This is a genomic window from Bacillus sp. FSL R10-2201, assembly GCF_038008665.1.
GTDB lineage: Bacteria > Bacillota > Bacilli > Bacillales > Bacillaceae_G > Bacillus_A > Bacillus_A mycoides.
Window position 1 is genome coordinate 2,611,497 of sequence record NZ_JBBOZP010000001.1, and the last position, 12,850, is coordinate 2,624,346.

General features: G+C 33.8%; 13 protein-coding genes, 1 pseudogene and 1 other annotated feature. Of the genes and pseudogenes, 5 read left to right on the plus strand and 9 right to left on the minus strand.

The window, feature by feature from the left end; all coding sequences use genetic code 11:
- Positions 1-46 precede the first annotated feature (46 nt).
- From NSQ69_RS13385 to NSQ69_RS13400, 4 genes are all read right to left on the minus strand, one after another.
- The gene (locus NSQ69_RS13385; protein WP_078206758.1) at positions 47-946 is read right to left on the minus strand and encodes a LysR substrate-binding domain-containing protein; all 900 of its coding nucleotides are present in this window, start codon (positions 944-946) and stop codon (positions 47-49) included.
- Positions 947-1,135: 189 nt separating this feature from the next.
- The gene (locus tag NSQ69_RS13390) at positions 1,136-2,119 is read right to left on the minus strand and encodes a sensor histidine kinase (protein ID WP_078206757.1); all 984 of its coding nucleotides are present in this window, start codon (positions 2,117-2,119) and stop codon (positions 1,136-1,138) included.
- Positions 2,116-2,823: a response regulator transcription factor gene (locus NSQ69_RS13395; protein WP_078206756.1), complete on the minus strand. Its 708-nt coding sequence runs from the start codon at positions 2,821-2,823 to the stop codon at positions 2,116-2,118. The genes NSQ69_RS13390 and NSQ69_RS13395 overlap by 4 nt, the downstream gene beginning before the upstream one ends.
- A 125-nt stretch (positions 2,824-2,948) precedes the next feature.
- Positions 2,949-3,863, minus strand: a complete 915-nt coding sequence (locus NSQ69_RS13400) for an acetamidase/formamidase family protein (protein WP_341099377.1) — start codon at positions 3,861-3,863, stop codon at positions 2,949-2,951.
- Between the two features lie 160 nt (positions 3,864-4,023).
- On the opposite strand from NSQ69_RS13400, the gene NSQ69_RS13405 reads away from it, so the two are divergent.
- Positions 4,024-4,452, plus strand: a complete 429-nt coding sequence (locus NSQ69_RS13405) for a cell wall hydrolase (RefSeq protein ID WP_002013108.1) — start codon at positions 4,024-4,026, stop codon at positions 4,450-4,452.
- Between the two features lie 61 nt (positions 4,453-4,513).
- Here NSQ69_RS13405 and lysS read toward each other — a convergent pair whose 3' ends face one another.
- Positions 4,514-6,067 carry a lysine--tRNA ligase gene (gene lysS, locus NSQ69_RS13410; RefSeq protein ID WP_078206754.1) on the minus strand — a complete coding sequence of 518 codons (1,554 nt, stop codon included), beginning with the start codon at positions 6,065-6,067 and terminating at the stop codon, positions 4,514-4,516.
- 83 nt (positions 6,068-6,150) lie between these two features.
- Positions 6,151-6,407: a binding site (T-box leader), on the minus strand.
- A 71-nt stretch (positions 6,408-6,478) separates the two neighbouring features.
- Positions 6,479-6,649 (minus strand): DUF2197 domain-containing protein, encoded by a 171-nt coding sequence (locus tag NSQ69_RS13415; protein ID WP_078203372.1) that lies wholly within the window; start codon positions 6,647-6,649, stop codon positions 6,479-6,481.
- Between the two features lie 141 nt (positions 6,650-6,790).
- Here NSQ69_RS13415 and NSQ69_RS13420 point away from each other — a divergent pair.
- Positions 6,791-7,694, plus strand: a pseudogene (locus tag NSQ69_RS13420) (SMP-30/gluconolactonase/LRE family protein).
- A complete protein-coding gene (locus tag NSQ69_RS13425; protein ID WP_263892797.1) occupies positions 7,691-8,395 on the plus strand; it encodes a class I SAM-dependent methyltransferase in 705 nt (234 codons plus the stop codon). Before NSQ69_RS13420 ends, NSQ69_RS13425 begins: the two are co-directional and overlap by 4 nt.
- 61 nt (positions 8,396-8,456) lie before the next feature.
- Here the strand turns inward: NSQ69_RS13425 and NSQ69_RS13430 are convergent, their stop codons facing one another.
- A complete protein-coding gene (locus NSQ69_RS13430) occupies positions 8,457-9,383 on the minus strand; it encodes an NADP-dependent oxidoreductase (protein WP_263892798.1) in 927 nt (308 codons plus the stop codon).
- Positions 9,384-9,619: 236 nt separating this feature from the next.
- Here NSQ69_RS13430 and NSQ69_RS13435 point away from each other — a divergent pair, with 236 nt between their 5' ends.
- Positions 9,620-10,477, plus strand: coding sequence for an alpha/beta fold hydrolase (locus NSQ69_RS13435; protein WP_002127689.1), 858 nt, complete (start codon positions 9,620-9,622; stop codon positions 10,475-10,477).
- A gap of 218 nt (positions 10,478-10,695) precedes the next feature.
- Here the strand turns inward: NSQ69_RS13435 and NSQ69_RS13440 are convergent, their stop codons facing one another.
- Together NSQ69_RS13440 and NSQ69_RS13445 are read right to left on the minus strand one after the other, a co-directional pair.
- Positions 10,696-11,031, minus strand: a complete 336-nt coding sequence (locus NSQ69_RS13440; RefSeq protein ID WP_002085171.1) for a hypothetical protein — start codon at positions 11,029-11,031, stop codon at positions 10,696-10,698.
- Between the two features lie 11 nt (positions 11,032-11,042).
- On the minus strand, positions 11,043-12,212 hold the full coding sequence (locus NSQ69_RS13445) for a ParM/StbA family protein (RefSeq protein WP_002013097.1): 1,170 nt from the start codon (positions 12,210-12,212) through the stop codon (positions 11,043-11,045).
- A 209-nt stretch (positions 12,213-12,421) separates the two neighbouring features.
- Between NSQ69_RS13445 and NSQ69_RS13450 the strand changes: the two genes are divergently transcribed.
- Entirely contained in the window at positions 12,422-12,826 is a 405-nt protein-coding gene (locus tag NSQ69_RS13450) for a hypothetical protein (RefSeq protein WP_002127690.1), read from the plus strand.
- Positions 12,827-12,850: the final 24 nt, after the last annotated feature.

Here is a 12,850-nt window from a genome sequence, read left to right on the forward strand (position 1 = left end):
GTTTCCCTTTCCAAATTTCCACTGCCCATCCTATCAAGATGGGCTTTTACTTTTCAAATTCAAATTGTGAAGTCGCATAAACCTCTCTAACAACTGTTAAGAAGTTCTCTAACACGACAGACTTTTCATCTTGTCTCCATCCAACATATAAATTTATTTTCGGTGTATTTTCTTGAATGTCTTTATACATGACACACGATTTTTTATAACTTTCCACCGATGATGGAACGACAGAAATCCCCATTCCTGTAGCAACTAAATTCACAATCGTTTGCATTTGGATCGCCTCTTGAACAATATTTAAACTTACTCCATGTTCCCAAAAGTAACTAATAATTAAATCATAAAAGTTAGTACCGAAATGACGAGGAAATAAAATAAATGGTTCATCTACTAATGATTTGATTGAAATGTTACGTAACGAAACTAAAGGATGCTCTTCATGCAAAACTAATTTTAAACATTCCTCAGAACAAACTTCGGAAACTAATATTTCATTATTCTGCTTAGAACGAATAAATCCAATGTGAATTTGTTTTTCATAGAGCGCTTTTATTTGCTGGTCTGTTGTCATCTCGCGTAATATAAGCTGTATTTTAGGAAATCGTTCTCGAAATGTTTTTAATATGTCTATAACTGTTTCTGTAGAATCGACAAAACCAATGATTAAATGCCCGATCTTCCCTTCATCCGCGAGCTGTGTTTCTTTAATGGTTCTATCTACTTGAAGTAACGTTTGTCGCGCACCTTCTAAAAATATTTTTCCAGCATCGGTAAGTTCAACAATTCTTTTTGTTCGATGAAAAAGTTGGACCCCTAATTCTTCTTCTAATTTACGAATTTCTTGGCTTAAAGGAGGTTGTGCCATCATAAGGCGTTCTGCTGCACGACTAAAGTTTAATTCTTCTGCCACCGTTATGAAATACCTCATTTTCCGAATATCCATTTCAATCCCCCCTATCAGTTACAATCTATTTTATTATTAAAAAGTGTTTATGTATCTAGTATTTCATTTATTCTTATCAGGTCCGTTTTGCTTCTCTTAGGTATATATTATTTCATTCCCTAATTTTATCAAGGGTACAAAACAAGGCTAAAAAACTTATCTCAAAAGTTCTTTAGCCTGAATCACTTTTTACATATTACAAAATTTAATTCGTACAACGGTACCTTTACCAACTTCTGAATGGATCTCTACACTATGTCCCAATTGTTTTGTAATTTCATATACAAGATATAGCCCCATTCCTGTTGATTCTTTAAAATCTCTACCATTTTCTCCAGTAAAGAAAGGTTTAAATACTCTTGGTAAATCTTGCTTCGGTATCCCTACGCCACTATCGGTAATTTCAAGTACAACTGTATTACCTTCCTTACATGCTTTCACTTTAATCTTTTCTCTACTACCTGATGAATATTTAATCGCATTCGATATTATTTGTCCAATTAAAAATTGTAACCACTTCGCATCACTTTCTACAGTAATACTCTTATCAATTTCAAGCTCTGGGTATACAAAATTCCGAATAAAAAAGCGTTTATGTTCATGCACGGAATCATTCACTATTTTATGTAGTTGTACTCTTTCTACATAAAAATCTTGTGTAAATGCTTCTAAACGTGCGACATACAGTGCCATCTCTAACCCCTTTTTTAACCTATCTGTTTCCTCATTAATACTTTCAAAACGTGAATCCACTTCATCTTGTGTAATTAATTCTATTACAGATAAAGGTGTTTTCATTTGATGAATCCACTGATTCATAAAGGTTAAATGATCATTATTTTTCCTCTCTTGTAACTGGAGCTGATTTTGATAATGTCGATATTGTACTTCGAGCAAATCTTGGAGAGCAGTAGATAAAACTGCAAAATCAGATTTTTGAACAGATTCATCCAAAGATTGCAACGGATTTGCTAAACGTTCATAAAAAGAACGATGTGTAAAATAACGAAATACTAAATAACTTACCATAAAAAAAGCACCTAAAAACATTGCATATAATGCCGTTGAAATATGATTATGCCCATCAAACCAATAAACTAAGAATATGGCTAGTAGTTGGATCGCAGTAAAACAAATAAGTGGTATATGATCACGTATAAATAACCTTATCATTTTTCCATACCATTATCCCAAGTAATATGTAATCTATATCCAACACTACGAATTGTTTCAATTGCTCCTTCAATTTGTAACGTTTTTAACTTTTTACGCACACGTGTTGTATTTACACTTAATGTATTATCATCAACATAAGATTCACTATCCCATAATTTATTTAATAATACTTCCCTACTCACAACACGCGGATAGTTTTTCATTAACATCTCTAATAAAATGGCTTCGTTTCTCGTTATATCAATCTCTTGGTTCCTAAGTTTTAATACAAGTCTTTCGGGATATAAACTAAGACCTTGTTGCTCAATCATTCGTTCTTCTAGTTTCGGTGCATAGTCTCCATAAGCACGTCTTAAATGACTACGAATTTTCGCCATTACAACTTCATAATGAAACGGCTTCGGAATAAAATCATCGCCACCATTTTCTAACGCCATAACTTGATCCATCGTACCTTCACGGGCCGAAATAAATAAAATCGGACATGTGGAAACCCCGCGAATTTGACGACACCAATAGTAACCATCAAAACTTGGTAAATTAATATCTAATAAAACTAACTCCGGTTGTTCTTCTAAAAATATGTCTAACACATTTTGAAAATTCGTTACAATAATTCCTTGGTAACCGTATTTCGCAACATATGTTGATAATAACTCCGCAATTTTCATATCATCTTCAACAATCATAATTTTAACCATCTCTGAACTCCTTTTTGATCCACAATCTCAAATATACTTATATAAATAAATACTACCTCTTTTCACAAAATCCGTAAAATAGAAAAAGGATACTTTTATACAAAAGTATCCTTTTTCTATTTTTCTTATTTAATATGAAATGCATTTAGAGAAAATCCTAACTTCTCCACATATTCCCTTCCTAGTTCCATCCGCGCCGTTTTTAGTGGATCCACAACTTGGCAAATTTTTAAATTACCTGCTGCTGATAATAAAAGAGTTGCATAAGCTTTAGACATTTCTAATTCTTCATGTAAAAATGTCACCATATTACGTACAGCACGATTCGCTGCATCATCTAGCAATTTCTCTGAAGCAATCGTCATTATTTTTTCTTTTTGAATAGCCAATGGTAATGGCCATTTCTTTCCTTTTATAGTCTGAACAGTTACAGTTACCTCACCAGCAACCTCTACTCCACTAACACCAATTTCACCATCACCCATCGCAGCGTGTAAATCACCTAATGCTAAAAGAGCACCAGGAACATTTACAGGTAATAATAATGCTGTTCCTTCTTTAATCTCTTTACAATCCATATTCCCGCCATGATCATGCGGTGTACCACATGAAATACTCTCTTCTTTCGGTGCAGTACCAATCACACCAATCATTGGATTAATTGGAATTTGCAGTTCATTTGAAAATGAAACATGTCCATTATGTATTGGGACAATTTTTACTGTATTTTCATTTAACTTATCACCCATTACACCAAGGTTCGCACCTGTCGTTAAAACGCCTTGCCCTGCAATTTTAATTTTTTCAATCATTACGACTAAAATATCGCCAGGTTCTGCGCCTTTAATATATACAGGTCCAGTCGCTGGATTAATTCGATTCCAATCTAACTCTTGAAACACAACATCTTCAGAATCAATTTGATTTTCAAAGCAATCATATGTTTCAAATATAAGACGGCTCCCAATTTCTACTTCAATACATGGATTATTTTCTGGTGACATTGCGTAAATGATATGTTCTTTATGTATACGATGCATAGTACCTCTCCTTTTTCGTTTTTTATCTTCCATATAATAATTAGCTTTTTTCCGTATAAGCTCCTTTTTAAAATTAGTAGTTATTTTCAAGAAAAATGCACTTAGCTCATTTTGAAACATACACTCTTTACTATAACAGGTAAAGAAAGGTGGTATTACAATGCCCCTTATTCCATACAACGAAAGTGACGTTGATTTACTAGCTCGTTTAATTCGAGCTGAAGCTGAAGGTGAAGGACGACAAGGTGAACAACTTGTTGGATGTGTTGTCGTAAATCGTGTGTTTTGTGATTGTTTAGATTTTAAACAACTTCGATCTGTGCGTGATGCAGTATATCAAAGCCCTGGCGGATTCGAAGCAGTTCAATACGGTTACTTTTATCAACGTGCCCGTGAATCAGAAAAAGAAATCGCAAGAAAAGTTTTACAAGGTGAATGGCGCTGGCCAGCACGATGGGCTCTTTGGTATTTTCGTCCAGTTGGAGCTTGTCCACCCGAATGGTATAATCAGCCGTTTGCAGGGCAATTTAAAAGCCATTGCTTTTACGAACCAAGTGGTGATGAATGTCCAAAAATGTATTCAAGATAGTAAAAATTAAGCAACGCAAGTACTTATTCTATTGAGTACTTGCGTTGCTTTTAACTATATTTTAGAAATCTAATAATGTGACGAATTTTCTGGCGCCTACCACATGTATTAATAACGGTATACGTGGACCACTTGATTGATTCATAATGAGCCTATATAAAATGGTAAATAATTGTTTTTGATTTTCTTTCATTATTTTTTTATTTTCATGATGACAAATCGTATACAATTGCTCCATTAGTTTAGAATGATCGTTATTAGAACGAATTATTTTACAAACTTCTACTAGCCATTTTTTCTGCCGTTCATCTAATGTGTTATAAAACTCCGTATTTTTCTCTTTATTTACCGCAATTAATTTTTTAGATTGAAAGTTTCTTATCCAATACTCAGCACGATTACTTATCGCTATCATTTCAGGTAATGCATAGCTCCTATCTATTTTCTCTAATATATCTTGTAAAATAGATGAATCAAAATTTAATAACGGTAAAGTTCCTGCTACTTGATTAAACTTTGGATACTCTTTAAATTGGCTATCAAGTCTAGAAAGTTTAATTGCATCAAATAAATCTTCATTTTTGAGTGTTTTATTTTCATAACTATCCTTCAATCTCTCATACTCTGTATAATTGCGAATCACATCTTCATCAATTCCAATATGAAAAGCTGCGCCGGGCCTATATTTTGCAAACATAAAAAGAATCACATCTGGTACATACACTTTTAATAAGTCCCTAGGTGTAATACTATTCCCTGAAGAACTGGACATTTTTTCATGATGCCCTTTAATTCCAATGAAATCATAAGCAACGTATTGAGGGGCTTCACAATTGAATATTTCTCTTGCAATTTCTTTTGATACATTATAACTACCAGTTTCCGATGAATGATCTCTTCCGCCCGGTTCGAAAATAACATCCTCTATCATCCATCTCATCGGCCAATCGATTTTCCAATTCAGTTTCATTTGACTTGTATTTAATATGGATAATTTATTTTGATTTCCACATTCACAGTCATACCGAACTGTTTTTAATACTTCATCAAAATGTGTAATAGTTGTTGTATCTTTCCCGCACCTCTCACAATATAACGTAACGGGATAAAAGTTTTCTCTATCTTCTTCTCGGTATATTCCTGTTTTAAACCCCATTAAAATATCATATATTTCTTTTCTTTTATACAAAGACTCTAATATGTTTTCGTTATACCTTCCGCTTCTATATTCAGCATGTTGATATATGAATTCCACTTCAATCCCAAATGCTTGGAGCGATTTCTCAAACTCTTTTTCAAAATGCTCTGCGTACGAGTTATGACACCCATACGGATCAGGAATATCACAGTATGGCATACCAATATATTTTGCAAAAGATGGATCAATATTTTTAGGAACTTTTCTAAACCTGTCATAATCATCCCATGAAAAGATAAAACGAGTCTTTTTCCCTAAATCTTGCAGAGCCCTTACAACGAAATAAGTCGTTACTATTTCACGGAAGTTCCCAATATGAACAGAACCAGATGGACTAATTCCAGCTGCACAAACAAAAGTTTCTTTGTTTGGATTTTTTCTAATCAATTCATGTGCTACTTCATACGCCCAATGCATATGTTACTCACCTCAATTGTATTTTTGTTTTCACATTTTCAGTTTTATGCAATAAAAAAACTCCCACCCCCAAGATTATTCATCTTGAGGACGAGAGTTATTAACTTCGCGGTACCACCTCAGTTTGTTAATACGTCACCATATTAACCTCTTCAGGTACGGCAAAACATGCTTATACCCTATCTCTATAACGGGAGAACCCGTCGCACCATCCCTAAATGAATTAGTTCCTTGCGCAGCTCTAAGTCTTTTTTCATTAAGATGTATACCGCTCTTTCTCAGCTACCAGAGCTCTCTGTACGTATTCTTTCTTAACTACTCTTCTCTTCAATGCCATTTTGAATATTAGTTTTTACATATGATAATTTATAACGTATATATTGTCAAATTTTTCTGAACAAAAATATAAAACTACCTAAAAAAACATTTTATCGCTTCTAATTGAATTCTGTGGCTACACTCATCACAACAATATGTCCCTTTCGGTTTCTCTTTAAATCGCTTATATTTTTCACTTCCTTCGTATACTCGGAATATATTTTTACACGAAAAGCAAACAATCTCATAAAACAGCATATGCATTTTCCTCACAGTGTTTATACATTTTTTTAATAACTTGAAAAGGTCTGTTTTCGACATTGCAAATCTTAATAATCTCTCACAAAAGGTCTACCTCTATTCTTATCGAATTATATAAATATCTTATAAAGCGAGGTGAACATCTTGTTCAGTAATATAGAATTAGTTTTAGATGCTAAAGCAAGTTTAGCTGCAGGACCATGTTGGAATGAAAAAAAGCAGCTTTTATACTGGGTTGATATTATGGAGAAAAAACTATGCATTTATACCCCCGCTAATAATTCAAACCGAGTGATTGCCCTCAATCAGCAAATCGGCTGTGTCGTTCCATATCTAGATGATGTAGTACTTTTAGCTCTAGAAAAAGGGTTTTATTCTTTTAATCTAAATACAGAAGAGCTTACACATATTTATGATCCTGAACCACATTTAATAGAAAATCGTTTTAATGACGGGAAATGCGATCCGGCTGGCCGCTTTTGGGCAGGCACTACTGACTTATATGGTATAAGTGGCGCCGGTTCCTTGTATTCTTTAAATAATAATCTCCAAGTAGAGAAAAAGGTATCACATGTAAATACATCAAACGGCATAGCATGGTCTCCTGACGATACATACCTTTATTTTATTGATACACCTACAAAAAAAAGTAGTCCGTTTTCATTATGATATACATACTGGTGTAATTAGCAATCCAACAGATGTTATCATCTTCCCTGAAAATGAAGGTCTACCCGATGGTATGACAATTGATGTAGAAGGTTGTTTATGGATTGCACATTGGGGAGGCTCGAAGATTACTAGATGGAATCCCTTGACTGGAGAACAGATTTTAAGTATTCCGATTCCTGCTTTATATGTAACGTCGTGTACATTTGGAGGACCTAATTTGACCGATTTATATATCACAACAGCCAGAACAAGAATGACTGATGCGGAATTAAAACAGTACCCACATGCTGGTGGTATATTTCGAATTCAAATGAATGTTAAAGGTTGTCCAACCTATTCATTTCGCCATGAAACTATTGGAGCTGAAACACTATGAACAGAATCGATTACATAAGACAAGAAGAGAAAAAGTATCACGATCTTTGCTATGAACAATACAAATTATTCGAAGCAGGATCTTGGCTGTATAAACCTGTTAAAACAGTTATGGGCATGCTGAACTATTTTGAAGGACAGAAAGACCTACAAATACTTGACCTTGGCTCTGGTGTCGGTAGAAACAGTATTCCGATTGCACAAAAAATCATGAATAGTGGCGGCACTGTTACTTGTGTTGATCTACTTGATTCGGCTTTAATGAAGTTACAAGTTTATAGCAAAGAATATGGTGTATTTGAATACATAAAAACGGAACAATCAGCAATTGAAGACTACTATATTGCTCCTAATACTTATGACTACATCGTTGCAGTATCAAGTTTAGAACATGTTAGATCAATAGACGATTTTAAAAAAGTGCTTCACACTATGAAAAATGGGACAAAGAGTGATGGTATCAATTGTTTAATAGTTAACTCTAACATTCAAGAAATTGACTTGGAAACGAATCAAGAATTAGATGCTTTAATTGAAATTAACCTTTCTACGGAAGAAATGATACGTACACTAAAAGGCGTTTATACCGAATGGCAAGAAGTAAAAGTTGAAATAAAAAATTTAGCGTATGATATTGTACGAAACGGTACACACATTCAATTAAATACGAATGCAATTACTTTTGTCATGCAAAAATTATAGTTTATATGAGTGGTGACAATTTTTATTTTTTATAGTCACCACTCGTGTATTTATGTAAACATCATTCCATCGTAATTACAATTTTCCCTCTAGTATGCTGACTTTCACTCAAAATATGAGATTCTCTAACTCCTTGTTCACTAAACGGAACAACCTTACTAATAATCGGTTTTATCTTTCCATCTTGGATCAAACTAGTTAATTCTTCTAATTGCTTTCCACTTGGTTTTAACCATAAGAACCCTGATTTTATGCCCTTTACTTCATGAAATGGTTCATGAACGATAGAAATTAGAACACCACCAGATTTAATAATTTGAAAACTTTTTTCTTGTACTTCTCCACCGATTGTATCTAACACAATGTCATAATCTGATAGTAGCTCTTCAAATTTATCTTTTTTATAATCAATAACAAGGTCAGCACCTAAAGACTTTAAAAACTCTTCATTTTTACTACTTGCAGTTGTTGCGACAAAGGCACCAAATGATTTTGCGATTTGAATTGCAAAACTCCCTACTCCGCCCGCTCCAGCATGAATTAATACTCGATCATTTTCTTTTATTTGTGCGTAATCAACAAGACTTTGCCAAGCTGTTAGTCCTGCAAGAGGTATAGATGCTGCTTCTTCAAAATTAAGATTATTAGGCATTTGCGCTACTAAATTTGATTTCACTGTAATGTATTCAGAATAAGAACCTTTCCCTGTATTTTCAGGTTTCGTAAACACTTTATCTCCTATTTTAAAATGATTCACATCTTCTCCAACTTCTTCAACTATTCCAGCAACATCTAATCCTAATGTAATTGGAAATGAAAATCGCAACTTTTCTTGTAAGTCTCCCTTTCTTATTTTCCAATCAACAGGATTGACAGATGTTGCGTGTATACGTATTAATACTTCATTACATTTAACAACTGGTTTAGGAACTTGTCTTTCTTGTAATGCTTCAACACTACCATATTGATTAATAACAATTGCTTTCATTTCCTCTCCTCCTTGTTGTTTATTGTAATAACAAACAATTATTTTTCAAAATTTTCCGCCTTGGATGACAATAAATATGTTAGGAGGTGATATTTATGCTACTCTACTAATTAAGCATCATGAGTGCAAAAAACATTTATTTCACTTAAATACAATCTAATTTACGCCTAAGAAACACCCAAAGTTATATTTCTCTTTATTTATTAATGACCTTTAAATGAAACGGAGAGTGTGCTATGAGTGAACAAGTTTTCAAAGTAAACGGTATTGATATATGTACAGAAAGCTTTGGAAATCCTAATAACCCAGCAATATTATTAATTATGGGAGCTACGTGTTCAATGGTTTATTGGGATGAAGAATTTTGTGAAAGGTTGGCTAGCACAGGAAGGTTTGTCATTCGCTATGATAACCGTGATGTTGGGCGTTCTGTTACATATGAGCCTGGGACTTCCAATTACACTGTAGCAGATATGGCTGAAGATGCAATCGGAGTACTCGATGCGTATCATATTGACAAGGCACACCTTTTTGGCATGTCATTAGGAGGTATGATTGCTCAAATTGCTGCAGTAAAACACCCAGAAAGAATTTTGACCTTAACATTACTAGCAACAAGCGTTATTGGATCTGATAACAATACTCGTGATTTGCCTCCAATGGATGAAAGAATTTTGACACATCATGCTAATGGTGCAAATTTAGATTGGACAAATAAAGATGTTATAGCGAAATATTTAATTACAGGATCACGTCTACTCTGTGGATCAAAGCGTATATTTGATGAAGCAAGAACTTTAAAACAAGTAAAGCAAGAAATAGAACGTGCTAACAATCTATTAAGTATGTTTAATCACGCCCTCCTTACAGGTGATGATTCTTATGAAGGTATACTAAAGTCGTTACTAGTACCTACTTTAGTAATTCATGGTACGGACGATACAGCTCTTCCACTTGAACATGGACTCGCACTTATTGATGAAATTCCGAACTCAAAGCTATTATCCCTTGAAGGTACAGGGCACGAGATTCATCCCGATGACTGGGATAAAATTATTAAAGCAGTTTCAGAACATATATCCTGTATAAGATAAGAACAACTATTAGAAGGGGCACAAATTGTTTTGCCCCTTCTATTTATCCCGCTATTTGTGGGCAGTAAACGCCCGATTGGTTCAACTAATAATCAGTGGGGGATGAACAAAACCCCCACTGATTATAGTTTCACTTTATAAAGATTACGATACAATATCAAAAACCCATCACTGCATTCGTATGTATAGTGATGGGCTCTACCTATATTTTTCTATGCTTAAAAAAATGGACAATCTAACTGGTCAACAGATTCCCACGATTTTTTTTTTACATTTTCGGTGGATTTACTATTTTCTAGTGGTACGTGTTTAAATGGATTCATTTCAACTTTTAATAGAGATGATGGTTCTATATATAAAGAAAAAACATGGCTACTTGGCAAGGTTTTTGATACATCAATATCTCCTACTTGTTTAAATAATTGCTGGGCCGCAAAGAAAAAGAAATTAGTTGGATTAGATTGTTTATTAAGCCAAGCAATCATTTCAGGCGATACTGATTTATTAATGTTAATTTTCACTCGATCACCACGTTTATATCGCCTAGATCGCATACTTCCACCAACTAACTTATCGTTAAGTTTGTAAACCCTAACTCTTTTTGCTTATGCTCTCTATATTTTGGCGAGCATGTATATACTAATAACCCACGAGCATTGGTGAATAACGGGTTATCTACAAAGATCACATTTTTCAAGCGTCCTTTTTGTTTCAAAATCATTTTTAAGCTATTTTTAATAATAACTGCGCCCCCACCATAAATAAATACATATGGATCGTCTTTCATATCATCAATTTTGTTAATAATATCCGTTGCGACACGTGCTGCTAAACCTAAAAATGCTGGCTGCGATTCCTCAACTAACAATGCATTTCTTGGGTGCTTTTCATTTAAATAAATTTGGTTAAATTCTGTAATGCTATCAATTGTTTTCGTAGGATATTTCCGATTCCATCTCGTAATAATTTGTAGTAACGTTTCTTTTACACCGTACGATAATCCTTTACTTAATTGCGGACGGAAATTTACCCCTAATGAAACAACTTCTTCCGTTGTCCCCGCGCCAATATCAAAAGACAATAAAGTTTTATCTACAAAATCAATTTCTGAAACTTGATTTTGTTCACATTCTATTTTATGTTTCACAACATTTCCTTCCTCATCATATACAATCCCCCACGTCCCAGAAGCGCCTTCAGGTAGACATTTACAAAACTCAATAGAAACATTAATCGTAACATCGCGTCCATTTGGATAATGGAATATGACCTTGTGATTACCCATATACCGTTTCGCATTTTCAGCAGCAATTTCCTGTGTAATAAGTTGCATTGGAAGAGCAACAGATAAATCATAACGAATATTAATATGACTTGAAGTAGGGCTTTGACGCATAGCACTTATCGCTAAACCTGAAAGGATTGTAATGACCATTAACTCATCAGTAGATTTATTTGATTTTTTCTCCACTTCAGTACCTTTTAATTGATCTTGAATCACTTTTTCTCCAACGATGTATCGTACATTATTTAACATTAGCGATGGAGAACTAATGGTCACATCAATGTGATTCTCTAATTCTGACGATGAAACTTCACCCTCATCTAACAACCCCGTAGACTCACCTATATATAAGGAATAAATACTCGGAATAAAAATAGGTTCCTGCCCTTTCACCATTAACTTCAAACCATTATTTCCTGCATCTGCACCAGCTTTTAAAAGAATAGACATAACTACCCCCTAAATTAATCTGACATCCCTTCCAAATATATGCGAGCCCATTCTTTTACATTCAAATGTAATGTAATTTTTTCTTCATCCTTTAAACAAAATATCATAAACATTCACTTCATATGTAAAAAATGTTTGACATAAAACTTTTCCAATTTTATACTATGGATGTAAAGAGTTTTTTACAAAAGTGGAGGTGCAATTATATATTGAATACTAAAAAAATTATTTTTGTAATCATAACTTTATCTTTAATCGCTATACTTGTACATGGCACATACAAATACATAACTGAAGGTTCAATTTTGGGTGGGACTATTTTCGCTGCTTCTTTAATACTTAGTAATTTAATTAATCATATTACATGGGGAGATCCAAACGGAGTATCGAAAGAAAGTCAAGATGAGATGGGACAACAAATTACATATAAAAGCTTTAAAATCGCGTATTTTGTGCTTGTAGGTGTTATGTTCCTTATATTACTCTGCTCGGAAGGATTTTCTATGGGTTCCAATTTGGATGGTGTAAAAAACCTTCCACTCTTTATTGCACTCTGTTCTTCCTTTCTTATTTTCCCTATTGTTGAACTCATTGTCGCCAAACAATATAAATAAAAAAAGTGGTTTTCTAAATGCAGA